This is a genomic window from Pseudomonas fluorescens (assembly GCF_000967965.1).
Lineage (GTDB): Bacteria > Pseudomonadota > Gammaproteobacteria > Pseudomonadales > Pseudomonadaceae > Aquipseudomonas > Aquipseudomonas grandcourensis.
Genome location: NZ_LACC01000031.1, coordinates 65,339 through 87,861, shown reverse-complemented (window position 1 = coordinate 87,861; position 22,523 = coordinate 65,339). Strand labels below are relative to the sequence as shown.

At 59.7% G+C, this 22,523-nt stretch carries 22 protein-coding genes and 1 tRNA gene; 18 read left to right on the top strand and 5 right to left on the bottom strand.

Annotation, left to right across the window (positions count from 1 at the left end):
* The first annotated feature begins 40 nt into the window (after positions 1-40).
* The 8 genes from VC35_RS23805 to VC35_RS23770 all read left to right on the top strand — a co-directional run bounded on the left by VC35_RS23805 (position 41) and on the right by VC35_RS23770 (position 6,383).
* Entirely contained in the window at positions 41-571 is a 531-nt protein-coding gene (locus VC35_RS23805; RefSeq protein ID WP_046042942.1) for a hypothetical protein, read from the top strand.
* An 80-nt stretch (positions 572-651) separates the two neighbouring features.
* On the top strand, positions 652-843 hold the full coding sequence (locus VC35_RS23800) for a PLD nuclease N-terminal domain-containing protein (RefSeq protein ID WP_046042941.1): 192 nt from the start codon (positions 652-654) through the stop codon (positions 841-843).
* Positions 844-1,003: 160 nt separating this feature from the next.
* Positions 1,004-1,879 (top strand): polyamine aminopropyltransferase, encoded by an 876-nt coding sequence (speE, locus tag VC35_RS23795; RefSeq protein ID WP_046042939.1) that lies wholly within the window; start codon positions 1,004-1,006, stop codon positions 1,877-1,879.
* A gap of 174 nt (positions 1,880-2,053) precedes the next feature.
* Positions 2,054-2,287, top strand: coding sequence for a hypothetical protein (locus VC35_RS23790; protein ID WP_046042937.1), 234 nt, complete (start codon positions 2,054-2,056; stop codon positions 2,285-2,287).
* Positions 2,288-2,497: 210 nt separating this feature from the next.
* The gene (locus VC35_RS23785; RefSeq protein WP_007971898.1) at positions 2,498-2,842 is read left to right on the top strand and encodes a ribonuclease E inhibitor RraB; all 345 of its coding nucleotides are present in this window, start codon (positions 2,498-2,500) and stop codon (positions 2,840-2,842) included.
* Positions 2,843-3,207: 365 nt separating this feature from the next.
* Complete coding sequence (locus VC35_RS23780; RefSeq protein ID WP_046042936.1) at positions 3,208-4,617, top strand: circularly permuted type 2 ATP-grasp protein; 1,410 nt, start codon at positions 3,208-3,210, stop codon at positions 4,615-4,617.
* A gap of 12 nt (positions 4,618-4,629) precedes the next feature.
* On the top strand, positions 4,630-5,580 hold the full coding sequence (locus VC35_RS23775) for an alpha-E domain-containing protein (protein ID WP_007971901.1): 951 nt from the start codon (positions 4,630-4,632) through the stop codon (positions 5,578-5,580).
* Positions 5,577-6,383 (top strand): transglutaminase family protein, encoded by an 807-nt coding sequence (locus VC35_RS23770; RefSeq protein WP_046042935.1) that lies wholly within the window; start codon positions 5,577-5,579, stop codon positions 6,381-6,383. The genes VC35_RS23775 and VC35_RS23770 overlap by 4 nt, the downstream gene beginning before the upstream one ends.
* Before the next feature lie 170 nt (positions 6,384-6,553).
* Here the strand turns inward: VC35_RS23770 and VC35_RS23765 are convergent, their stop codons facing one another.
* Positions 6,554-7,381, bottom strand: a complete 828-nt coding sequence (locus VC35_RS23765) for a c-type cytochrome (protein WP_046042934.1) — start codon at positions 7,379-7,381, stop codon at positions 6,554-6,556.
* A 603-nt stretch (positions 7,382-7,984) separates the two neighbouring features.
* Here VC35_RS23765 and VC35_RS23760 point away from each other — a divergent pair.
* The 3 genes from VC35_RS23760 to VC35_RS23750 all read left to right on the top strand — a co-directional run bounded on the left by VC35_RS23760 (position 7,985) and on the right by VC35_RS23750 (position 12,183).
* Positions 7,985-9,190, top strand: a complete 1,206-nt coding sequence (locus VC35_RS23760) for an acetyl-CoA C-acetyltransferase (protein ID WP_046042933.1) — start codon at positions 7,985-7,987, stop codon at positions 9,188-9,190.
* 24 nt (positions 9,191-9,214) lie between these two features.
* Positions 9,215-11,359: a 3-hydroxyacyl-CoA dehydrogenase NAD-binding domain-containing protein gene (locus tag VC35_RS23755; protein ID WP_046042932.1), complete on the top strand. Its 2,145-nt coding sequence runs from the start codon at positions 9,215-9,217 to the stop codon at positions 11,357-11,359.
* Between the two features lie 95 nt (positions 11,360-11,454).
* Positions 11,455-12,183: an amidotransferase gene (locus tag VC35_RS23750; RefSeq protein WP_046042931.1), complete on the top strand. Its 729-nt coding sequence runs from the start codon at positions 11,455-11,457 to the stop codon at positions 12,181-12,183.
* Between the two features lie 100 nt (positions 12,184-12,283).
* Here VC35_RS23750 and VC35_RS23745 read toward each other — a convergent pair whose 3' ends face one another.
* From VC35_RS23745 to VC35_RS23735, 3 genes are all read right to left on the bottom strand, one after another.
* Entirely contained in the window at positions 12,284-13,255 is a 972-nt protein-coding gene (locus VC35_RS23745; RefSeq protein ID WP_046042930.1) for a magnesium and cobalt transport protein CorA, read from the bottom strand.
* A 160-nt stretch (positions 13,256-13,415) separates the two neighbouring features.
* Positions 13,416-14,138 (bottom strand): lysophospholipid acyltransferase family protein, encoded by a 723-nt coding sequence (locus VC35_RS23740; RefSeq protein WP_046042929.1) that lies wholly within the window; start codon positions 14,136-14,138, stop codon positions 13,416-13,418.
* A 214-nt stretch (positions 14,139-14,352) separates the two neighbouring features.
* Complete coding sequence (locus tag VC35_RS23735) at positions 14,353-15,042, bottom strand: crotonase/enoyl-CoA hydratase family protein (protein WP_008048453.1); 690 nt, start codon at positions 15,040-15,042, stop codon at positions 14,353-14,355.
* Between the two features lie 308 nt (positions 15,043-15,350).
* Here VC35_RS23735 and VC35_RS23730 point away from each other — a divergent pair.
* The 7 genes from VC35_RS23730 (at position 15,351) to VC35_RS23700 (ending at position 19,060) form a co-directional block, all read left to right on the top strand.
* Positions 15,351-15,440 (top strand) — tRNA-Ser (locus tag VC35_RS23730).
* 164 nt (positions 15,441-15,604) lie between these two features.
* Positions 15,605-16,948: a serine hydrolase domain-containing protein gene (locus VC35_RS23725; RefSeq protein ID WP_046042928.1), complete on the top strand. Its 1,344-nt coding sequence runs from the start codon at positions 15,605-15,607 to the stop codon at positions 16,946-16,948.
* Positions 16,945-17,265 carry a YbjQ family protein gene (locus VC35_RS23720; protein ID WP_046042927.1) on the top strand — a complete coding sequence of 107 codons (321 nt, stop codon included), beginning with the start codon at positions 16,945-16,947 and terminating at the stop codon, positions 17,263-17,265. The genes VC35_RS23725 and VC35_RS23720 overlap by 4 nt, the downstream gene beginning before the upstream one ends.
* 146 nt (positions 17,266-17,411) lie before the next feature.
* Positions 17,412-17,600 carry a hypothetical protein gene (locus tag VC35_RS23715; protein ID WP_032829518.1) on the top strand — a complete coding sequence of 63 codons (189 nt, stop codon included), beginning with the start codon at positions 17,412-17,414 and terminating at the stop codon, positions 17,598-17,600.
* A 311-nt stretch (positions 17,601-17,911) separates the two neighbouring features.
* On the top strand, positions 17,912-18,280 hold the full coding sequence (locus tag VC35_RS23710) for a hypothetical protein (protein ID WP_007988063.1): 369 nt from the start codon (positions 17,912-17,914) through the stop codon (positions 18,278-18,280).
* Between the two features lie 113 nt (positions 18,281-18,393).
* Positions 18,394-18,861 carry a glycine zipper domain-containing protein gene (locus VC35_RS23705; RefSeq protein WP_007993042.1) on the top strand — a complete coding sequence of 156 codons (468 nt, stop codon included), beginning with the start codon at positions 18,394-18,396 and terminating at the stop codon, positions 18,859-18,861.
* A gap of 16 nt (positions 18,862-18,877) precedes the next feature.
* Positions 18,878-19,060 carry a hypothetical protein gene (locus VC35_RS23700; protein ID WP_046042925.1) on the top strand — a complete coding sequence of 61 codons (183 nt, stop codon included), beginning with the start codon at positions 18,878-18,880 and terminating at the stop codon, positions 19,058-19,060.
* A 30-nt stretch (positions 19,061-19,090) separates the two neighbouring features.
* Here VC35_RS23700 and VC35_RS23695 read toward each other — a convergent pair whose 3' ends face one another.
* Positions 19,091-22,282: an RHS repeat-associated core domain-containing protein gene (locus VC35_RS23695; protein ID WP_311132825.1), complete on the bottom strand. Its 3,192-nt coding sequence runs from the start codon at positions 22,280-22,282 to the stop codon at positions 19,091-19,093.
* Positions 22,283-22,523: the final 241 nt, after the last annotated feature.

The following is a 22,523-nucleotide window of genomic DNA, read 5'->3' as shown; positions in this document are numbered from 1 at the left end:
TTCGCGCCCTCAAAATTCACCTCGCTACAGGATCCTCCCCATGAAAACCGCACTCGTCGAACTCATCAGCAAAATCAGCTCCGGGTGCATGGGCGAAGATGAAATCCTCAAGGTCGCGGATGAAGCGGCCCAGGCCTACGCCGATCAGGATGCTTTCCTGACAGCCAATCCGGACATCAACTACGACGAAACCTTCCCGATCCCGCTGGGTGAGTGGGTGGTGGTCGGCAGCCTGCCGGAAACGGTGCTGTTCCAGGCTGACACCTACGTGGACCTGTTCGCCCAGATCGTCGCTTCCTTCGGCCCGGGGGTGGAGTTCAATCTCAAGCCCAAGCAACTGGCCAAGACCGAAGCCCTGACCGCGCTCAACCGCATCCAGGTGCAGATGAGCAGCATGAACAAGGAAGGCGGTGGCTACACGCTGATGAATTTCAGCCAGTTGCTCGATGACGAGTTGCAGGTGGTCCTGGTCTACGGCAATGACCTGCCACGGGTGCTGGAATTGTGCGCCGAAGTCGGCATTGCAGCCGCGCCATCCCTGGAAGCCCTGAAAGTGGCGATCCACGTCTGATCCAGACACTGTCAATAAAAAGGAATCCTCGCGACGACCGTCTATCCTGAGGGGGTATATCACTCTTTGGGAGCGTCACCATGGGTTCCACGTTCAACAGCCTGGTTGCCTTGATCATTTTTGTCCTGGACATCTGGGCCATCATCAACGTCTTCAAAAGTAGCGCCGAGACCGGGATGAAAATCCTCTGGGTACTGCTGATCGCGCTGTTGCCGGTGCTGGGACTGATCATCTGGGCCATCGCCGGGCCGCGGGGCAACGTCAAACTCTGAACAGGCGACACGGGACCTGTGGGTACTTCGATGACGAAGGTTCGACCTGTCATGTTCCGCGACGTAGAATGCGCGCCTTTCCCGGTCAATCGAGACGCTCGATTGGCCATCATGGGCGGGTAACCGTCCGTTGCCACCCGCATTCATCGGAGCACTTCCCATGAGCAACACCCCGACCAGCGACTACCTGGAAACCCTCTACGAAGGCTACGGCCAGCGTTTTCGCATGGAAAAACTGCTGCACGAAGTGCGCACCGAGCACCAGCACCTGGTGATCTTCGAGAACCCGCGCATGGGCCGTGTGATGGCGCTGGACGGCGTGATCCAGACCACTGAAGCCGACGAATTCATCTACCACGAAATGCTGACCCACGTGCCGATCCTGGCGCATGGTGCTGCCAAGCGCGTGCTGATCATCGGCGGCGGCGACGGCGGCATGTTGCGTGAAGTGGCCAAGCACCGCAGCGTCGAGCACATCACCATGGTCGAGATCGACGGCACCGTGGTCGACATGTGCAAGGAATTCCTGCCGAACCACTCCAAGGGCGCGTTCGATGATCCACGCCTGAACCTGGTGATCGACGACGGCATGCGTTTCGTCGCCACCACCACTGAAAAGTTCGACGTGATCATTTCCGACTCCACCGACCCGATCGGCCCGGGTGAAGTGCTGTTCTCGGAAAACTTCTACCAGGCCTGCCACCGTTGCCTGAACGAAGGCGGCATCCTGGTGACCCAGAACGGCACGCCGTTCATGCAGATCGAAGAAGTGAAGACCACCGCCGGTCGCCTGCGCAGCCTGTTCCCCGACTGGCACTTCTACCAGGCCGCCGTGCCGACCTACATCGGTGGCTCGATGACCTTCGCCTGGGGCGCCACCAATACCGCTTATCGCAAGTTGTCCCGCGAAACCCTGCAACAGCGCTTCACGGGCAGCGGCATCATCACCCGCTACTACAATCCAGAAATCCACATCGGCGCCTTCGCCTTGCCTCAATACGTATTGCAGGCAGTGAACAAGCCAAGTAACGACTGATCTTTCAGTCCACGCACCAAACCTGTGGGAGCGGGCTTGCTCGCGAAGAGGGTGTATCAGTCAGCAATTCAGTCAACTGACACACCGCTTTCGCGAGCAAGGCGGAACAATTAGCCAGCTAACAAGGTCGAGATAGAGGTAAGCCCATCCATGGGTTTTATCGAGGAGGCACCAATGCAAAAGTGGAAAGTCACTTTCGTGGATGATCATGGCGAAACCATCAACGAAGTCTTTGAGTGCACCGAGCGCCCGGACTACGAGCGTGCCGCCAAGCTCATCAAGGCCCGGCTTCTTCCTGTCGCCGCCGAACTGGATCTGAACGATCTGGAAGGGCGGACCAGTGACGCGAGCGTCAAAGAGCTCAAGTCCCAGAACAGCATTCAAATCCTCGGCATTACTCCAATCTGAACGGCACCTGTCGCATTCACATCCCGGCCTTGGCAGGGGCTCTGTCTTGAGGCTACTCTGCAAGCGAGATCAGCGAATGAATCGCTAAGGTCTGGTCTTGTCAGCTCCATGCTTGTTTCCCGCCGGCACATCGTTTGCCGTCGCTCGCGCTGTTCGGTTGCGGGTGAGGGAGTACGGAAAGTCTATCCATCGTTTTGAGGAGGACGTTTCATGAGCACAGCCTATCAAGAAGACATCAGCAGCAGCGTGCTGCGCCGCATGAAAGAAGGCGGTTTTGACTTTTCGCGGTTTCATCCCATCGAGTTCTACGCCATTTTCCCGGACGAGGAGCGGGCACGCAGGGCAGCAGGTCATTTCCACCGTGGTGAATCCCTGGATGCGCAAGTCAGTGTGCGCGACGACGGCGCCTGGGCGCTGGAGCTGTGCAAGGTCATGTATGCCACCTACGACGATATCGGCGACTTCGAACAGGGTTTCGAAGCAGTGGTCGAGCCTCTGGGCGGCATCATCGAAGGCTGGGGTGTGAAACAGGAGGTACGAGGGCGACTCGCATAACCTTATGAACAGTGACAATCAGCAATGACGGCTGACCTTCGGGTTGGCCGTTTTCGTTTCAGCACGTTGCAGAAAGGAAAAAAACCGCCTGGGCAGGCGGCTATAAGGGGAGATCGGCAGGTTTCCCAGCGAATGCATGAATTATCCACAGCGACTGCCGGGCAGTGAAATCAACTCTGGCTATGCTGGTGATAGGCGACCACCACGCCTTGCAATGAAGCGGGGGCAATCAGGTTGGGGCATTTACCGCACAGGATTGGTGCGGTGCGTGTGTCTTGATTATCCAACCGATTGAAATTTAAGCGTTTATGCCGATGGCACGGGCCTTGCGAAGGTCTGGACGTCCGAGTGACAAGGAGTACGGCATGATCCGCACCTATTTTGATGAGATGTACGATGCCGGCGGCCTGGTCCGCCCGCATTATCGGGAGTTTGCCCGTTGGCTGGCCGAGACGCCTGACGAGCTTTTGGCACAACGGCGACGCGAGGCCGATCTGCTGTTTCATCGCGCCGGGATTACTTTCACGCTCTACGGGGACGAGCAGGGCACAGAGCGCCTGATTCCCTTCGACACCATCCCCCGCAGCATCCCCGCCAGCGAATGGCGGATTGTCGAGCGCGGCTGCATCCAGCGGGTCAAGGCGTTGAACATGTTCCTCGCCGATCTCTACCACGAGCAGCGCATCATCAAGGCCGGCATCATTCCGGCCGAGCAGGTGCTGGCCAACGAGCAGTACCAGTTGGCGATGCAAGGGCTGGATCTGCACCGCGATATCTATTCGCACATTTCCGGCGTCGACCTGGTGCGTGACGGCGACGGCACCTACTACGTGCTCGAAGACAATCTGCGTACACCGAGCGGCGTCAGCTACATGCTCGAAGACCGCAAGATGATGATGCGCCTGTTCCCCGAGTTGTTCGCGGCGCAACGCATTGCCCCCATCGACCACTACCCGAACCTGCTGCTCGACACCCTGAAAAGCTCAAGCCCGATCGATAACCCGAGCGTAGTGGTGCTGACGCCGGGGCGCTTCAACAGTGCGTTCTTCGAGCATGCGTTCCTGGCGCGGGAAATGGGCGTGGAACTGGTGGAGGGTGCGGACCTGTTCGTGCGTGACGACAAGGTCTACATGCGCACCACCGACGGGCCGAAAGCGGTCGACGTGATTTATCGTCGCCTCGACGATGCCTTCCTCGATCCCCTGGCCTTCAACCCGGAATCGATGCTCGGCGTGCCGGGGCTACTGTCGTCCTACCGTTCCGGCAATGTGGTGCTGGCCAATGCCATCGGCACGGGCGTGGCTGACGACAAGTCGGTGTATCCATTCGTTACCGACATGATCCGTTTCTACCTGGATGAAGAACCGATCCTGAAGAACGTTCCTACGTGGCAATGCCGTAATCCGTCTGAGCTTTCCCACGTGCTGGCCAATCTTCCGGAACTGGTGGTCAAGGAAACCCAGGGCTCCGGCGGGTACGGAATGCTGGTGGGGCCGGCGGCGACGGCGGCGGAAATCGAAGCCTTCCGCGCGCGGATCATCGCCAAGCCCCATGCGTATATCGCGCAACCGACGCTGTCGCTGTCGACCTGTCCGACCTTTGTCGAAAACGGCATTGCGCCACGCCATATCGACTTGCGGCCGTTTGTCCTATCAGGTCGTGAAACCCGGGTCGTGCCCGGCGGCTTGACCCGCGTCGCCCTGCGCGAAGGCTCCCTGGTGGTCAATTCCTCCCAGGGCGGCGGAACCAAGGACACCTGGGTTGTCGAGGATTAAAGGAAGCCTGTCATGTTAAGTAGAACTGCCTCGGATTTGTATTGGATGTCGCGTTATCTGGAGCGCGCGGAAAACCTCGCACGGATGCTCGACATCAGCTACTCGCTGTCGCTGATGCCGCAAGACGGTCGTGGCGACGGTTTGCACGAACTGGCCATGCCGCTGTTGATCACCGGCACCCTGGACGATTACCTGGAGCGCCATGGTGAACTGCATGCCGAACGGCTGCTGCATTTTTTCGCCCTGGATGCGGCCAACCCGGCGAGCATCTACAGCTGCCTCGGTGCAGCACGGGCCAGCGCCCATGCGGTGCGTGGGCGCATCACCGCCGACATGTGGGAAAACATCAACGCCACCTGGCTGGAAATTCGCGGCATCGCCGAACAGGGCCTAAGTCGCTACGGCATGAGCCGTTTCTGCGAGTGGATCAAGGAACGTTCACACCTGTTCCGGGGCGCGTCCTACGGCACCATCATGCGTAACGACGCGTTTCGCTTCATTCGTCTGGGGACCTTTATCGAACGGGCGGACAACACTTTGCGCCTGCTCGATGCCCGCTACGAAATGGCCGGCGATCAGGCCGAAGCGGTCAGCGATGGCACCGCTCATGCGTATTACCAATGGAGCGCGTTGTTGCGGGCGTTGTCGTCGTTCGAGGCCTACACGGAAATCTACCGCGACGCCCCCGGCGCCCGGCATGTCGCCGAATTGCTGTTGCTGCGGGCCGATGTACCGCGATCCCTGCGTGCCTGCACCGAAGAAATCGACCAGATCCTCGCGCAATTGCCGGGGGCCAACGGTCGTCCCGCACAACGCCTGGCGGCAGAAATGGACGCACGCCTGCGCTACACCGGCATCCATGAAATTCTCGAAGAAGGCCTGCACGCCTGGCTGACCGAGTTCATCCCGCTGGTGCGCCAGTTGGGTAACGCGATTCACAGTTCTTATCTGGAGGCCGCATGAGACTTTCCATTAGCCACGAGACCACCTATCACTACGAAGACAAGGTGCGGGCGAGCATCCAGTATCTGCGCCTGACTCCCCACGACAGCGAGCGCCAGCATGTGCTCAGCTGGCAGCTCGATCTGCCGCGTCCGGTGCGGGCGCAACTCGATCCGTTCGGCAACATCCTGCATGTGCTGACCATGGACGAGCCCCACGAGGCGATCATCATCGGCGCCCGTGGCCAGGTCGATATCGACGAATGGCGTGAGGCCGAACACGAGAGCCAGTCGGCACTGCCGTTCCTGCGCTTTACTCGTTTGACCGAAGCCGACGCCGCCCTGCGTGCGTTCGCCGAGAAGGAGTGCAAGCAACGCCGCGATCGTACGGCGCTGATCGATCTGATGCATGGGCTCAATCAGCATATGACCTATACGCCGGGCTCCACGGAAGTGGACACCAGCGCGGCCCAGGCCTTTGCCGGAGGCTCCGGCGTGTGTCAGGACCACACCCACGCGTTTCTCGCCTGCACCCGCAGCCTGGGCATTCCAGCGCGTTATGTGTCGGGCTATCTGTACAGCGAAAGCAGCGAACACCTGGCCAGCCATGCCTGGGCGGAAGCTTGGTTGGATGATGCCTGGTACAGCTTCGACGTGACGAATGAACTGGCCCGGCCGGAACGCCACCTGAAGCTGGCGGTGGGCCTGGACTACCTGGATGCCTGCCCGGTGCGCGGCATGCGCCGGGGCGGCGGGTGTGAGCAGATGCACGCCAAGGTGCTGGTGTCACCGACGCCCGCGCCGGTGATCTCAGTGCAGCAGTAATCGCGGTCCATTGATGCAAGAGGGAGTTCTGTGGCGAGGGAGCTTGCTCCCGCTCGGCTGCGCAGCAGTCGCAAACCTGGTGAATGCAATTTACCTGACGGATTGCATCGCCTGAATTGAGGGCCGCTTCGCGCCCCAGCGGGAGCAAGCTCCCTCGCCACAGATATGTGTTACTTGGCGGAAACCTGTTTACGCCCAACCATATGCTGCAAATACCCCACCAGCATCTGCAGATCCCCATCCGGCAACACCTCGGTCGAGAACCCGGGCATCTTCGCCTGCGGCCACTGGCGCAAACTCTGTGGATCGCGAATGTAGCGCTTGAGGAAGTCCGCGCCGAAGTACTCGGTCGGGTTGTACGGAACATTCAGGTCCGGCCCGAACTGCGCGTCCCCGGCGCCATTGAGTCGATGACACGCCAGGCAGTTCTTCTGGAACAACGCAAAGCCCTTGTTCACCGGATCATCCGCCTTCAAGGCCGGATCGGGCAGCAGGGCAGGGAAGCGCTCGGCTACGGGCGACAGGCGTTTGATGCTCGCCACCTGGAACGGCCATTGCTCGGGGCTGATGTTGCCGGCCTGCGGATTGCTCCAGACCAGATAGAACGGCCCTGCACCTGGCTTGCCTTCCGATAGCGGCGGCCAGGGTTTGGCCGGGTCTTCGATCGCCAGCCAGGCCTGTGCCCCCTGGGTATTGAGCAACGGCGCCGCGGCCATTTCCGCGGCAAAGCCGTCCAGGGCCACGGCTTGCAGGTGGTCTTCAGGCTTGATGCCGGTCAGCAATGCGGACAGCGGCACGGCGCGGTAACTCATGTCCCGTTTGTAGGAAACGTCGTTGCTGATGTTGATGGTTTGAACCTGAGGATGCGTGAGCAATTGCTCGGTCTGCCAGGTGCGACTGTTCGCGCCCAGCTCCAGGTTCAGCTGTGCGGCATACAGGGGCGAGCCGAACAGCATGGCCCCGAGAAGAATGAGCATTTTCAAGTGATCGCCGTCCATGTCGTGCAAGTGCCGTAAAGATTGGCACAGCCACGCTGGCCCGGGTAGCGGGCCAGTCACATTTTGAGAGTGGCAATTCAAAAACTGTGACGCCGTATCTTTTAGACGCGACTAGCCGATGACCTTGGTCAGGTTCGGCAGTATCAACAACAGCGTGGTGGCGAAAAGGATGAGCCCGGCTTGACGTACTTTCGATTGTTTGAACATGGCTTGACCGCCTTTTTTGTTATTTCCTGATGCCTGCCCACATAGCTCCATGATGGCAGCGCGTTGCACTTCCTGTAGTGACGAGCGCCTCGGCAAAACCCGACGACAACTTCGTACAAGTTCACCTTAGAGCCCGCGTTAAGCTTGGCTTAGATCCATTTCGTATGGTGTTCTTGCAATTCGCTTTAAAAAAGGCATGAGGCCTATTGCCAGCTTCTTTGCCGCCCGTTGGCTAGACAGCTTGCTGTCGTGAATCGGTTAATCCGGTAGCTGACTACCGTCCGTCTGAGCGTGAGCGTCAACGTCTGTGAGCGCTGCGGTCATTGAATCAAACGCGGCTCGGGCCAAGAGTGGGCACTCGGTATTTACCCACATGCACTGCGGTTCGAGGATGTCATGACCCAAGCATTGATTTTCGACGCGTTACGCACGCCCCGTGGCAAAGGCAAGGCCGATGGCGCCTTGCACAGCGTCAAGCCGGTGAACCTGATTGCCGGTTTGCTCACCGCACTGCAGCAGCGTACGGCACTGGACACCAGCCAGGTCGATGACGTGGTGCTCGGCTGCGTGACACCGGTTGGTGATCAAGGTTCCGACATCGCCAAGACCGCCGCTCAGGTGGCCGATTGGGATGTCAGCGTGGCGGGAGTACAGATCAACCGTTTCTGCGCTTCGGGGCTGGAGGCCGTGAACCTCGGCGCGATGAAAGTGCGTTCCGGCTTCGAAGACCTGGTGGTGGTCGGTGGTGTCGAGTCGATGTCCCGGGTGCCGATGGGTAGCGATGGCGGGGCCTGGGCGCTGGACCCGGCGACCAACCTGCACAGTCACTTCACGCCACAGGGCGTGGGCGCCGACCTGATCGCCACCCTTGAAGGTTTCAGCCGTCAGGATGTCGACGCCTACGCGCTGCATTCCCAGCAAAAGGCTGCGCGGGCACGGGCCGATGGTTCGTTCAACAAGTCGCTGGTGCCGGTGCGGGACCAGAACGGCATCATCCTGCTCGATCACGATGAGTTCATCCGCGCCGAATCGACCCTGGAAGGCCTGGGCAAGCTCAAGCCGAGTTTCGAGATGATGGGGCAGATGGGCTTCGATGCCACCGCACTGCGGGTCTACAGCCATGTCGAGCGGATCAACCATGTGCACACCCCCGGCAACAGTTCCGGGATTGTCGATGGCGCGGCGCTGATGCTCATCGGCTCCGAAGCCAAGGGCCGGGCGCTGGGCTTGCAGCCACGGGCGCGGATTGTCGCCACGGCAGTCACCAGCACCGATCCGACCATCATGCTCACCGGCCCCGCGCCGGCGACCCGCAAGGCGTTGGCCAAGGCCGGGCTGCGGGTCGAAGACATCGATCTGTTCGAGGTCAACGAGGCGTTCGCGTCGGTGGTGTTGAAATTCATCAAGGACATGGCCGTCGATCCGGACAAGGTCAATGTCAACGGTGGCTCAATCGCCATGGGCCACCCGCTGGGCGCCACTGGTTGCGCCATTCTCGGCACGCTGCTCGATGAACTGGAAGCCCGGCGCCTGCGTTATGGCCTCGCGACCCTGTGTGTCGGCGGCGGCATGGGCATTGCCACCATCATCGAACGCCTCTGAGCCCGGACTTCAAGGAACCCCGTTATGAGCGAAGCCATTCGTTACGAAAAAGACCAGGACCAGATCGTTGTCCTGACCATCGACATGCCGGGCCAGAGCGCCAACACCATGAACGCGGTGTATCGCGAGGCCATGGCGGACTGCGTTGCGCGCCTGGTGGCCGACAAGGACAGCATCGCCGGCGTGATCATCACCTCGGGCAAGAAGACCTTCTTCGCTGGCGGCGACCTCAACGAATTGATCAAGGTCGGCAAACCCCAGGCCAAGGCCTTCTACGACATGGTGCTGAGCCTCAAGGGCCAGTTGCGCACCCTGGAAACCCTTGGCAAGCCGGTGGTTGCGGCGATCAATGGCGCCGCATTGGGCGGCGGCTGGGAAATCTGTCTGGCCTGCCATCACCGCGTGGCGCTGGACAACCCGTCGGTGCAACTCGGCCTGCCGGAAGTCACCCTCGGCCTGCTGCCGGGCGGCGGAGGCGTGGTGCGCATGGTGCGCATGCTCGGTCTGGAAAAAGCCCTGCCTTATCTGCTTGAAGGCAAGAGGCTGCGACCGCAACAGGCGTTGCAGGCAGGATTGATCGACTCGCTGGCGAGCGATCACGAAGACCTGTTGGCCAAGGCGCGAGCGTGGATCCTCGCCAATCCGGCGGCGGTGCAGCGCTGGGACGTGAAGGGCTACCAGATTCCTGGCGGCACACCGTCAAACCCGAAAGTCGCGCAGATGCTGGCGATTGCGCCGTCGATACTGCGCAGCAAAACCCAGGGTACGATGCCCGCGCCGGAGAAAATCCTCTGCGCGGCGGTCGAGGGCGCCCAGGTGGACTTCGACACGGCGCATCTGATCGAAACCCGCTACTTCACCGAACTGACCACCGGCCAGGTCTCGAAAAACCTGATTGGCACATTCTGGTTCCAGCTCAATGAAATCAATGCCGGCGGCTCGCGGCCTCAAGGCTTTGCGCCTTATGTCACCCGCAAGGTCGGCGTGCTCGGTGCCGGAATGATGGGCGCCGGTATCGCCTTTGTCAGTGCATCAACGGGGATCGATGTAGTGCTCAAGGACATCAGCCTCGCGGCGGCTGAGAAGGGCAAGGCGCATTCGGCGGCGCTGCTGGACAAGAAGGTCGCTCGCGGACAAATGAGCATCGAGCAACGCGACACCGTTCTGTCACGCATTCAAACCAGCGAAAGCGATGCCGACCTGGCCGGTTGCGACCTGATCATCGAGGCCGTGTTCGAGGATCGGGATTTGAAGGCCAAGGTCTCGTTGGCGGCGCAGAAGGTCGTCGGCGCGGACGCGGTGATCGCCTCCAACACCTCGACCTTGCCGATCAGCGGCCTGGCGTGCGCCGTGCCCGATCAGAGCAAGTTCATCGGCCTGCACTTTTTCAGCCCCGTGGAAAAAATGCCGCTGGTGGAAATCATCAAGGGCGCCAACACCAGCGACGAAACCCTGGCCCGCGGCTTCGATTACGTCCTGCAAATCAAGAAAACCCCGATTGTGGTCAACGACAGTCGCGGTTTCTTCACGTCGCGGGTGTTCGGCACCTTCACCAACGAAGGCATCGCCATGCTGGGCGAGGGCGTGAGCGCGGCGATGATCGAGACTGAAGCGCGCAAGGCCGGCATGCCGGTAGGACCGCTGGCGATCTCTGACGAAGTTTCCCTCAGCCTGATGAACCATATCCGTCTGCAAACCGCCAAGGACCTGCAAGCAGAAGGCAAACCGCTGACAGAACACCCGGCATTTGCCGTGATTGACTTGTTGCTCAATGAGTTCAAGCGTCCGGGCAAGGCTGGCGGTGGAGGTTTCTACGAGTATCCGGCGGGCGGCCAGAAACACCTGTGGCCTGAGTTGAAAACCCGCTTCGAGAAAGCCGACGGTCAGATTTCACCTAAAGATGTGCGCGATCGCCTGCTGTTCGTGCAAGCCATTGAAACCGTGCGTTGCGTGGAGGAGGGCGTGCTGACCTCGACGGCGGATGCCAACGTTGGCTCGATCTTCGGCATCGGTTTCGCCGCCTGGACCGGCGGTGCACTGCAGTTCATCAACCAGTACGGCGTGCAGGACTTTGTTGCCCGCGCCCAGTATCTGGCCACGCAGTATGGCGAGCGGTTCGCGCCGCCTGCACTGCTGTTGGAAAAAGCGGCGAAAGGGGAGATCTTCTAAGGGTGCGATGATGCATTTCGGGGCTTGCCTTGACGCAGTGTTTCAAGGCAGGCTCTGGGGTGTGCATTATTCCCATCACGTGTCAGGTATTTTTTATGTCGTTACGCATCTGCATTCTGGAAACCGACCACCTGCGTCCGGAATTGGTTGACCAATATCAGGGCTACGGGCAGATGTTCAAACACCTGTTTTCGCAGCAACCGATTGCCGCCGAGTTCACCGTCTACAACGTGGTGCAGGGTGAATACCCAAGCGACGACCTGACGTTCGACGCCTACCTGGTGACAGGCAGCAAGGCCGATTCCTTCGGCACCGACCCGTGGATCGAAACCCTCAAGAAATATCTGCTGACCCGCTACGAGCGCGGCGACAAGTTGCTGGGCGTCTGCTTCGGTCATCAGTTGCTGGCGCTGCTGCTCGGTGGCAAGAGCGAGCGTGCGACCCAGGGCTGGGGCGTCGGCACCCACAAATACAAATTGGCCGCCAAGGCACCATGGATGAGTCCGGTGCGCGAAGAGCTGACGCTACTGATCAGTCACCAGGACCAGGTTACGTCACTGCCGGAGAACGCCACGGTTATTGCTTCCAGCGATTTCTGCCCGTATGCCGCCTACCACATCAACGATCAGGTGCTGTGCTTCCAGGGGCATCCGGAGTTTATCCACGACTACTCCCGCGCTCTGTTGGAGATTCGCCAGCAGGCACTGGGTGAGCAGGTCTACTCCAAGGGTATCGCGAGCCTGGAACAGGAACACCACGGCGCCACGGTTGCCGAGTGGATGATGCGGTTTGTGGCGCACAAGCCGAAATCAGAAGCTGTTTAAAGCTGAAACCCGCTCCCTCAGGTGTACCGCAGACCTGTGGGAGCGTGGCTTGTCGGATCGCCGCACCGCCGCGATCGAGTGCGAAGCACTCGCCTTGGATTTAAAGCCACCCCGACTTCTTGAAACTCGCCCACAACCCCAGACAACCCACCGTAATAAAGCCCAGCACCCCGAAATACCCGTAGTGCCAGTTCAACTCCGGCATGTTCTGGAAGTTCATCCCGTAAATCCCAGCCACTGCTGTCGGGAAGGCCAGGATCGCCGCCCAGGCCGCAAACTTGCGTTGCACCACGCTCTGGCGAGAGGCCTCCAACAGCACCCCGACTTCAATCGTCTGGCTGGCAATATCCGCCAGCGTCGTCAGGTCTTCCATCTGCCGCGTTACATGAATCTGCACATCGCGAAAGTACGGCCGCATGTTCTTGTCGATGAACGGGAAGCTCAGTCTCTGCAGCTCCTCTCCTATCTCAATCATCGGGGCCACATAACGACGCAAGCGCAAAACATCACGACGCAGGCCATGCAGCCTTTGGATATCGTAGTCATTCAACGAGCCACATAACACATTGCCCTCCAGCTCATCGATTTCCGCGTGAATGGCTTCGCCCATCGGCTGGTAGTTTTCGATCACGAAATCGAGGATGGCATAGAGTACGAAATCTTCCCCGTGCTCTAGCAATAGCGGACGCGCCTCACAGCGCTGTCGGACATGGGCGTAGGACGCCGAGTGACCGTTGCGGGCAGTAATGATGTAGCCATTGCCGGCAAAGATATGCGTCTCGATGAACTTGAGTTTGCCTTCATCCCGGATGGGCGAATAGGTCACGATGAACAACGCATCGCCGAAGGTTTCCAGCTTCGGCCGACTGTGCTTTTCCAGGGCGTCTTCGATCGCCAGTTCGTGCAGGTTGAACTGGCGCTGCAGGTTGTAGAGTTCCTCGGCGTTCGGCTCTTCAAGGCCGATCCAGACAAAGTGCCCTGGCTTGGCAGCCCAGGCGGCGCCTTCGTCGAGGGTGATATTGGTGACTCTTTTACCGGCGCTATAAACCGCAGCAGCAACAACTCTACCCATGATGGTGGTTCACTTCTTATGGCAGCTTTTAATAGGCAGCAAATGCAATGGCAGTGTGGATCAGCTTAGCCTCGCAGTGTTTGAGAGTCAGTTAAATCTGCCGAGTTCTGGGGAAAGACTCGCAGGCAAAAGAAAACCCGCACCAGGCGGGTTTTCTTTTTCAGGCGGCTTGCAGTTGCCGGTCCATCGATTCGATGCATTCACGCATTTGCTCGCGGCACTGTGCGATCAGCAGGGGCATGTCGTCCAGGCTCAATCCGGCGGTGGGAATCGCCGGCAACGAGCGAATCAGAATTTTCCCGCTGCGCCAGCGGTTCAATCGCATGTGTTTGACGTAACTGCTGACACACACTGGGACAATCGGCACCCCGGCGGCAATGGCCATCTGAAAGGCGCCTTTCTTGAAGGGCAGCAAGTCCTCACCCAGGTTGCGTGTGCCTTCCGGAAAAACCCAGATCGAGGTGTCTTTGTTTTGCAGGGTGTGAGAGGTGGTCAACATCGACTTTCGCGCCTTTTGCGCATTGCCACGGTCGATCAGCACATTGCCGGCCAGCCAGAACAACTGCCCGAACAGCGGCACCCACTTCAGGCTCTTTTTGCCGATGCACACGGTACGGCGGGGCACCACGTTGCCAAACACAAACAGGTCATAGTTGGACTGGTGATTGGCGATGATCACGCAACTGTCAGGTTTATCCATCAACGGCCCGACTTCGGCCTTCACCCGCAAACGCAAAATACACATGGCCGGCCATGCGTACAGGCGTGCACACAGGCGGCTGTTGTCCGGATTGAATGGCCGGCACAGGCCGAGAATCACCCCCAGCACACCCGCCATGATAAAGTGCAGGCCCATCAATGACATACGCAACACAAACAGCATTTACAGGCCCCACCGGGACAAAAGGTGGCGCAGTGTACGGATGTGCACTGTTTTCGGCAATTGCTCCCAGGGAAGTAGGAGATGGCCGATGTTTGAGCTGATGTTTCCAACTATTTGGTCAGATGCGGTCTAGAGCGTTTACAGACGTATAACGCAGGCATGTATGAAAAAGCCCGACACGACGGTCGGGCTTTTCGTTGCAGCAGATCCGGGCTTAGCCCAAATGTTCCTGATCCTGGATGATCGCGTTGTCCAGGGCCTCCAGCAGCGCTTTGCGCACTTTCAGCTTGGTGTTCTTGTGCGCGGTCATGTTGATCTTCTTCAACTGACGAGCCGCCGCCAGTGCCGCGCCTTGCAGTTCTTCAGGCGAGACCACCACATCAAGGAAGCCGGCAGCCACGGCGCCTTGTGGATTGAACATCTCGCCGTTGACCACCGAGCGCTGCAACGCCACCTTGTTCAGACGGTCACGGGCAATCTCGATGCCCGCGTGGTGCATGGTCATGCCGATCTGTACTTCGTTCAGGCCAATGCTGAACGCGCCTTCTACGCCGATGCGATAGTCGGCCGACAACAGCAGGAACGCGCCCTTGGCCACAGCATGCCCCGGGCATGCAACGATCACCGGGAAAGGGTGAGACAGCAGGCGGCGGGCCAGGGTCGAGCCGGCGGTCACCAGTGCCACGGCTTCTCTAGGACCGGCCGTCATCACCTTCAGGTCATAACCGCCGGAGAGAATGCCCGGCTGGCCGGTAATGATCACCACAGCACGATCAGTCACGGCCCGATCCAGCGCAGCGTTGAACTCGGCAATCACATCCGGGGAGATGGCGTTGACCTTGCCATTGCTCAAGGTCAGGGTCGCGATACCGTCTTCGAGATGGTAGGAAATCAACTCACTCATGACGCTATTCCTTTCAATAAAGTTGGGCAGACGTTACCCACCGCCGCAAGCCAGGTAAAGCGCCGTGACTGACCCGCCAGTCACCCTTTTCCCGCCCGCCAAGCGTAGCCCGCCGAGCCTGCCGCGCATTCCCCTCTATATAGAAGAGAGCACGAAGCCGGAGATTGGCCGGTTTGCCATGGCCCGGAGCGACCGGAAACACTGAATCGCGTTAACCGCATGAAAATTCTGAAAAAAATGTTTGCCATCGGAAAAGCTTTCGACTACATTAGCGCGCCTCGACAGACAGAACTTGTTTGAAGAGATACGGTGAAGTGTCCGAGTGGCTTAAGGAGCACGCCTGGAAAGTGTGTATACAGGAAACTGTATCGAGAGTTCGAATCTCTCCTTCACCGCCAAATTCGATGTAGACAAAACCCCTGGTTTCGAAAGAAGCCGGGGGTTTTGTGTTTTTGGCATTTGATTTTCGGCACGTAAGAAACAAGAGGCGTCTACCGTACTGGCAGTGACCTGGCAGGTCCGGCTGTTAGACTGCTCAAACTCTTCGAACGGAATCGACATCATGCTCCATCCTCGCGCCATCTTTCGCGGCGCAGCCAGGCTCATCGCGGCTGTGTCGTTTGTTGCCAAGTCATCACTGGCCCTTGCATCCGCCCCTGCAACTTTTCCCGACGCTGAAGCCAGTGACCCGGCCAGACTCGGGTGGATGGTCGGTTCTCCACCCCCTGCCGATCGCACCGTGCGATTTGAAGACGGCAGCTATTTCCAGTTCCCGGCAATGCGCTGGAGTGTTTCGAATTTCCGGCAACTGATGCCGACGATCAACGTTTCACGCGGCCTGGGGGCTCCGGTTCCACTGGAGATAGCACTACGCAAAGATATCGACGGGATCAGTTTTGTCCCCCTTGGCGCCAAGGCGCCTATGACCTGGGAGCAATCCCTCGCAGCCACGTACACCGATGGCATTGTTGTGATGCACCGCGGGAAAGTTGTCTACGAACGTTACTTCGGCGTGTTGAAGCCGGACGGCCAGCACGCGGCGATGTCAGTGACCAAGTCCGTGGTCGGCACGCTGGGTGCCATGTTGGTGGCGCAGGGACGCATCGATGCTGACAAGCGGGTTGCCGAATATGTACCTGAGCTGACGGATTCTGCGTTTGGCAACGCCACGGTGCGGCAGGTGCTCGACATGACCACAGGCCTCAAATACAGCGAGGACTACGCAGACCCGAACGCCGAGGTCTGGGCCCATGCCAGGGCAGGCAGTCCGTTGCCAAAACCCAAGGGTTATGACGGCCCTCGCAGTTACTTCGAATTTTTGCAGACGGTGCAACCACAAGGTGAGCACGGCAAAGCGTTCGCCTACAAAACCGTCAACACCGACGTGTTGGGCTGGGTCATCGCCCGCGTCACCGGCCGCAATGTTGCGCAACTGCTGTCGGAGAACATCTGGAGCCGCTTGGGTGCCGAACAGGACGGCTATTTCACTGTGGACTCCATTGGCACGCCGTTCGCCGGTGGTGGCTTGAATACGGGATTGCGGGATCTGGCGCGTTTTGGCGAGATGTTGCGTAACGGCGGTCGGTTCAACGGTCAACAGATCGTGCCAGAGGCAGTGATCGACGATATCCGTGGTGGCGGTGATAGGCAGGCTTTCGCCAAGGCGGGGTACGCATTGCTCAAAGGCTGGAGTTACCGGTCGATGTGGTGGGTGACGGACAAGGAGGGCGGGGCATTCATGGCGCGTGGGGTCCACGGGCAGCGCATTTATGTCGACCCGAAGGCCGAGATGGTCATCGTCCGCTACGCATCCCATCCGGTGGCCAGCAACTCGGCCAATGATCCCGTCACTTTGCCGGCGTTTGATGCGTTGGCTGAATATCTGAACAGGAAGGAACACCCATGATCATCACCACAACCCACTCCATCGAAGGCCGGCAAATTACCGCCTACCTGGACATCGTCAGCGCCGAGTCGGTGCAAGGGATCAACGTTGTCCGCGACGTGTTTGCCGGGATGCGCGATTTTTTCGGTGGGCGCTCCCAGACTCTGGAGCGAGCGTTGAAGGAAGCACGCATTCAGGCCACCGATGAGATCAAGGAACGGGCGCAGGCGCTTCAGGCGGACGCGGTGGTCGGGCTTGATTATGAGATCAGCATGCCGGCCGGCAAAGGCGGGATGGTCGTGGTGTTTGTGACCGGGACGGCGGTCAAGTTGAGGTAAAAGGTGAGAAGCCATTCGTCGGTCACGGGAAAATCCGAACGGCAGGTCCGTTAGTGACCGGCTAGTCTAAAAAACCTTGGCGATCGGTATTCTTTCAGGCAAAGGGCTTGCCGGTGTCGATCGCATTTTTTGAAAGGGGTGAAGAGATGGCTGATCCGTATATCGAGGACGATGGCGCAGAATTTCCGATCAACAACTCCGTGCGGTGTGGTCAGACCCAGTATGTGGCCAGTTTCGGCGAGGACCAGACTGAGGTCGACAAGATCAAGACCAGGGCGTGCCGGGTACTGAAGGGCAAATTCTTACCCAAGGTGACAGCACCGGTCAGGAAGTAAACGAACGCAGGCATAACCCCGTCATTGAGCGAGGTTTTCATGTCTGAAAGGGTTTTATGACAAGTTTTTTAAAGTGACGATCTTTCACAAACTTTTCACAGCCCCCTCCGTAGTCTCGATTCATCCGTTAGAAAGCAACACCTGGCCCGTTTCCCCAGCGGGCTTTTTTTTGTCCGCGATAAAACCTTTTCGGTAAACGCTGTCCAACCGTCGCCAATCGCGAAGTTGGACCGGCGTGCTGGACTTTTTCCGCGCAAAAGCATTCAATCTCGCCCCCTTTTTGTGTACCCCTATTTTTTGAGGTTTTTGTCATGCGTTTAACACTGCCCGCTCTGGTTCTGGGGCTTCTGGTTGCTCAAGGTGCAATGGCTGGCGACGGCACTGCCGCGCTTGGCGGTGGCTTGGGCGGCGCATTGGGTAACGTGGTCGGCCAGAAGATGGGTGGCAGCACTGGCGCCGCGATTGGTGCGGGCGTTGCTGGCGCGGCGGGCAGCGCAGTTGCCGCCAAAAAAGGTCATCGCACCAGCGCTGCTATTGGTGGCGGTGTCGGCGCGGCCGGTGGTTCGGTGATCGGCAATAGCCTTGGCGGCAAGTCTGGTGCCACCATCGGTGCTGGCCTGGGCGGTGCATTGGGCGGCGGCGTAGGCAGCAACCTGGCCAATGGTCACAAGCGTCACTGATCCTGATTCAGATTTGAAAAGAGCCCGGCTTGATGCCGGGCTTTTTCATTTATGAACGTTTCACGCCGCAGCAGCTCAAATCTTCCATACCCTGGAAGAATGCGAGGCGTGCCATGAACCCGAAAACCAACGGCAAAAAAAACGGAAGCCTGAATGCTCGACTATTGATGGTGCCTGCGATTGTTTTTGGATTGCTGGTCTCTCAGGTGGCGCTGGCGGGAGGTAATGGAGATGCCGCGGTAGGCGGTGGTCTTGGTGGGGTGTTGGGCAACGTTGTCGGTGGCCAGGTGGGCGGCAGTACGGGCGCAGCGATTGGTGCAGGTGTCGGCGGAGCGGCCGGTAGTGCCATTGCCGCGCCCAAGCATAGTCGCACCGAGGCGGCGGTAGGCGGTGGTTTGGGCGCTGCGGGTGGATCGGTGGTCGGCAATAGTCTTGGCGGTTCGACTGGATCAGCCATCGGTGCAGGCCTGGGCGGTGCAGCCGGCGGTGCGGTCGGCAATGATCTGGGGAGTGACAGCGGTCATTCCCATTCCGGTAACGGTTATAAACACTCGAACAAACACCACAAAAAGCATCACTAGTTGAGCGAGGCATCCCATGACTGCGAAAAGCGAAGGCAAGGAAGAAAAGGGCCCGAGCGGACTGCCATCTATCAACGATCCCGGCAATGAAGATCCGGGATCGCTGATGGATGATGCGACTGTGCCGCTTAACGATGCTGATGATGCGGGCGATGTGGGGAATATCGAGTTTGAAGATGAGGAAGAGGACGAAGATTGATCGAATCGTGCTGGCGGATTGACCGGTTGTCTAGCTGATCGAACGTGTCCATCGTCCGGTCCTGGACATGTCGTGGCCTGAGTCTGCGCGATGTAAGTATTGGTTTGGAGGTTTTGGTGAGGGCACATTGGGCTCACCCTCATCAACTTTTGCCTCACCCACCCCATCTCGCGCCGAGCCTCCTGCCTTGTTCGCCAGTGGACAGTTCCCGCTCAACCCCAACGGACCCACCCACCCCGTCGGGTTCCTGGTGTACCGATACGGGTTCAGCCCACCGGCCAGCTTGACCGGATCCGGCGTCAGATAACGACCGATGTCCGGATGGTAGTAGCGATGCCGATTGTAGTGCAGGCCGCTTTCGACGTCGAAGTATTGCCCCTGAAACCGTAGCGGCTGTTCGAACCGTTCGCCGTCGCCGTGGCTTACTTCGCGGAGTTTTCCGTGGGCGGTGTATTTCGCCGACCAGACGATGGCGCCACCGTAGCTGGTCAGTTCCTGCGGGGTGCCGAGGTGGTCGAGTTGGTAGTAGAACGGGCAGACGTCTGCCCGGCCCTTGCCGTCGAGCAGCGCCAGCGGGCGGAAGCTGCCGGGTTCGTAAACGTAACTGCGGTAGTGCCGGGGAGCGCTTTCGGCGATGAGCTGGTCACCTTGCCAGAAGAGTTGCATTGTCTGGCCGTCGACGGTTTTGCGGATGCGCCGGCCGAAGGCGTCGTAGCGGTAGCTGACACTTTTACCGTCCGGGCTGCTGACGCCAATCAGGCGGTGCTGGCTGTCGTAAGAGTATTCTGTGACCTGGGTCGGCGTACCGCGGCGTTCACGGATCAGGTTGCCGAAGGCGTCGTAGTCATAGTGACTGTCGTAGCGGCGGCACAGGCGATTGCCCTTTAGCACGCACGGACCTGGGCAGTCCTGGATCAGCAGGTTGCCGGCCGGGTCATGGGTGAAGTTCTCCGCGAACTGGTCGCGGGTGTGGCGTACGCCGGTCAGGCGGTCGAGCGCATCGTATTGATAGTGGCGTTGGCCCTGACGGCTGTCGGCAATCTGCAGGAGATTGCCCTTTGCGCTGTAGGCATACTCGCGGCGGTACAGGGGTCGTTGCTTTTGGCTGACGGCATGGACTTGCAAACGACCTTGCTCGTCGTAGGCGTAATCGCTGAGCAGCAGGCCCTGTTGGCGTTGCTGTTCGCGCCCGCCGACAAAACGGTGGCTGGTCAGGCGCGTGCCGTTGAGATCGATGGCAGTCAGGGCGCCCCCTTTGGCGTGGTGGTAAGCAAGGACACAGCCGTCCGGCAGGCGCAGGCGCTTGAGCCGCCCGCAGGCGTCGTAGCCGTAACGCAGAGTAGCCCAGCCCTGATGCTCGGTGATCAGCCGGTCCTGGCGGTCGTATTCGAACGCCAGCGGATGGTCCTGGCCGTCGTCGACGCTGACCAGCCGCCCGAAGTCGTCGTAGTGGTACTCGACCTTGACCCCGTCGGGCAGGGTCTTGAGCAATAAGCGCCCGGCACTGTCGCGTTGGTACTGCGTGACGAGTTGCGAACCGTCGTCGCCGAGCTCGGTTTTCTCCAGCAACTGGCCATTACCGTCATACGCATAGCTGGTACGACGGCCATCGAAGCCGGTTTCCTGTCGGATCAATCCGCCCGGCGTGTAGTCCAGTCGATAGGTGTCGCCGACTTCATTTTCGATCTCGGTGAGCAACAGTTGCGCATGGTCGTAGCTGTACTTCAGTGCGCTGCCGTCGGGGTTGATCCGACGGCTGACCAGGTGCAGATCGTCGGCGAATTCGTAACGGGTTACCCGTCCCAGTTCGTCGGTTTCGGCGGTGACCTGGCCGTAGGCGTTGTAGCGATAGGCACGGCAGGCACCGGTGGGCAGCGTGGTCCTGGTCAGTCGACCCACGGTGTCCCACTCATAGCCGGTGATGGCACCGTGTTCGTCCTGCCGGCTAATCCGCCGGCCCAGCACATCGTAGGAAAAAGTGTGCTGGGCACCGTCTGGCAAGGTCTCCTCCAGCAGTTGCCCCAAGGCATTCCAGGAAAACCGGTGACCGCTCTGGTCGGGGAATCGAATTGCCAGCAAGCGTCCCTGCGGGTCGTAGAAATTGCGGGTGATCTGTCCGTCGGGATCGGTGACGGCAGTGATTTCGCCCTGGGCATTGCGCTGACAGGTCCATGTCGCCTGACCACGGCTGAGGGTGTGCAGGAAACCGTGGCGATAGTCACAGGACATGGGCGCCTCATCGGGCGCAAGCTGCGCGACCAACAGGCCGACTTCGTCATATTGGTAGTCGGTGACAGCACCGAGGGCGTCCTGCTCGGCGATCAGGCGGCCCTGATCGTCGTAGGCCTTGTGCAGCTCACCGCCGTCGGGCCCGACCTGGCGCACCAATCGTGCGCGATCGTCATGAACGTAAGACTCTTCTCTACCGTCGGCGTAGTTCACTGTCACGCAGCCTTGATCGTCCCAGGCGTAACGCGCCTCCATTTGCGTAAACGAGGCCCAATGATGGATGCAGCGGGCTGCCTTGCCGGAACGTTCCCACGCCCAGAAAAAACTCGCGCCGCCGGCCAGTTGCCGTTGCAGGATGACGTGCTGCTCGTCGTAGTCATAGCGCTCGCTTTCACCCGCGGCGTTGGTTGCCTCGATCAAGCGCTGGCGGGCGTCGTAGCGGTAGCTGACCAGTGTCTGTTCGGTGCTCCAGGTGTTCGCCTCGGGGTCGCCGCGCTGAAGCACCTGATAGTCGACGGCCACCAGATGCTTGAAGTCGTAACGCAGCAATAAGGCGCGGTCGGCGCCGTTGTCCAGGCGCTGGATCCGGTCACAGCGGTCCCGCTGCACCGTCAGGCGGTTGCCGTAGGCGTCGCTGATCGCGCTGAGCCGGCCGTCATGAAAGTGGTAGAACCGCGCGCGGTCGCCGGCCAGGGCAAGGATCAGTTCGTCCGGCTTCTTGCCGAGGTAAATCGCCGCTCGCGACAGGCTGTTGTGGATCACCGGGCGCTCCGCCGTCGGGCGTGGAAACGGCGTGCGGCGGTTTTCGGGATCGATCCACAGCACTTGCTCGCCGTGGAATTCCAGGTGCTGGGACAGCGAATGGCTCCAGCCAAAACCGAGGCCGCTATCGATTTCGACGGCGCTGGTGCGATAGAGGCGGGTGAAGTAGAAGGGCTGGATCCCGTCGAGGGTACCGTCGGTGAGGGGCAGCAGTCCTTCGCCGGTTACCATCGACACCGGGCCGTTGTGAGCGGTGGTTCGCTCGACGGTGTCGGCGCTGTCGCCATTGGGGTTTTTCGCCTGTCTGGAGGCGTCCTCGTGGCGTTCCTGCCTGCCGGAGCGAAGTGTCAGGGGACCGCTGGCGGGGCATGCCAATACCTCTTGGGGATCGAACATCTGCTGTCTTTCGCTTGGCGGCGTGTGGAGCGCGAAACTCTGCGGCGGATCGGCAAGGAAAGAAGTCAGGAAAGGT

Bases quoted from the DNA above. Each gene is read 5' to 3' on its own strand.
- VC35_RS23805 (WP_046042942.1), top strand. From the start codon at position 41: ATGAAAACCGCACTCGTCGAACTCATCAGCAAAATCAGCTCCGGGTGC.
- VC35_RS23800 (WP_046042941.1), top strand. From the start codon at position 652: ATGGGTTCCACGTTCAACAGCCTGGTTGCCTTGATCATTTTTGTCCTG.
- speE (WP_046042939.1), top strand. From the start codon at position 1,004: ATGAGCAACACCCCGACCAGCGACTACCTGGAAACCCTCTACGAAGGC.
- VC35_RS23790 (WP_046042937.1), top strand. From the start codon at position 2,054: ATGCAAAAGTGGAAAGTCACTTTCGTGGATGATCATGGCGAAACCATC.
- VC35_RS23785 (WP_007971898.1), top strand. From the start codon at position 2,498: ATGAGCACAGCCTATCAAGAAGACATCAGCAGCAGCGTGCTGCGCCGC.
- VC35_RS23780 (WP_046042936.1), top strand. From the start codon at position 3,208: ATGATCCGCACCTATTTTGATGAGATGTACGATGCCGGCGGCCTGGTC.
- VC35_RS23775 (WP_007971901.1), top strand. From the start codon at position 4,630: ATGTTAAGTAGAACTGCCTCGGATTTGTATTGGATGTCGCGTTATCTG.
- VC35_RS23770 (WP_046042935.1), top strand. From the start codon at position 5,577: ATGAGACTTTCCATTAGCCACGAGACCACCTATCACTACGAAGACAAG.
- VC35_RS23765 (WP_046042934.1), bottom strand. From the start codon at position 7,381: ATGGACGGCGATCACTTGAAAATGCTCATTCTTCTCGGGGCCATGCTG.
- VC35_RS23760 (WP_046042933.1), top strand. From the start codon at position 7,985: ATGACCCAAGCATTGATTTTCGACGCGTTACGCACGCCCCGTGGCAAA.
- VC35_RS23755 (WP_046042932.1), top strand. From the start codon at position 9,215: ATGAGCGAAGCCATTCGTTACGAAAAAGACCAGGACCAGATCGTTGTC.
- VC35_RS23750 (WP_046042931.1), top strand. From the start codon at position 11,455: ATGTCGTTACGCATCTGCATTCTGGAAACCGACCACCTGCGTCCGGAA.
- VC35_RS23745 (WP_046042930.1), bottom strand. From the start codon at position 13,255: ATGGGTAGAGTTGTTGCTGCTGCGGTTTATAGCGCCGGTAAAAGAGTC.
- VC35_RS23740 (WP_046042929.1), bottom strand. From the start codon at position 14,138: ATGCTGTTTGTGTTGCGTATGTCATTGATGGGCCTGCACTTTATCATG.
- VC35_RS23735 (WP_008048453.1), bottom strand. From the start codon at position 15,042: ATGAGTGAGTTGATTTCCTACCATCTCGAAGACGGTATCGCGACCCTG.
- VC35_RS23725 (WP_046042928.1), top strand. From the start codon at position 15,605: ATGCTCCATCCTCGCGCCATCTTTCGCGGCGCAGCCAGGCTCATCGCG.
- VC35_RS23720 (WP_046042927.1), top strand. From the start codon at position 16,945: ATGATCATCACCACAACCCACTCCATCGAAGGCCGGCAAATTACCGCC.
- VC35_RS23715 (WP_032829518.1), top strand. From the start codon at position 17,412: ATGGCTGATCCGTATATCGAGGACGATGGCGCAGAATTTCCGATCAAC.
- VC35_RS23710 (WP_007988063.1), top strand. From the start codon at position 17,912: ATGCGTTTAACACTGCCCGCTCTGGTTCTGGGGCTTCTGGTTGCTCAA.
- VC35_RS23705 (WP_007993042.1), top strand. From the start codon at position 18,394: ATGAACCCGAAAACCAACGGCAAAAAAAACGGAAGCCTGAATGCTCGA.
- VC35_RS23700 (WP_046042925.1), top strand. From the start codon at position 18,878: ATGACTGCGAAAAGCGAAGGCAAGGAAGAAAAGGGCCCGAGCGGACTG.
- VC35_RS23695 (WP_311132825.1), bottom strand. From the start codon at position 22,282: ATGGTAACCGGCGAAGGACTGCTGCCCCTCACCGACGGTACCCTCGAC.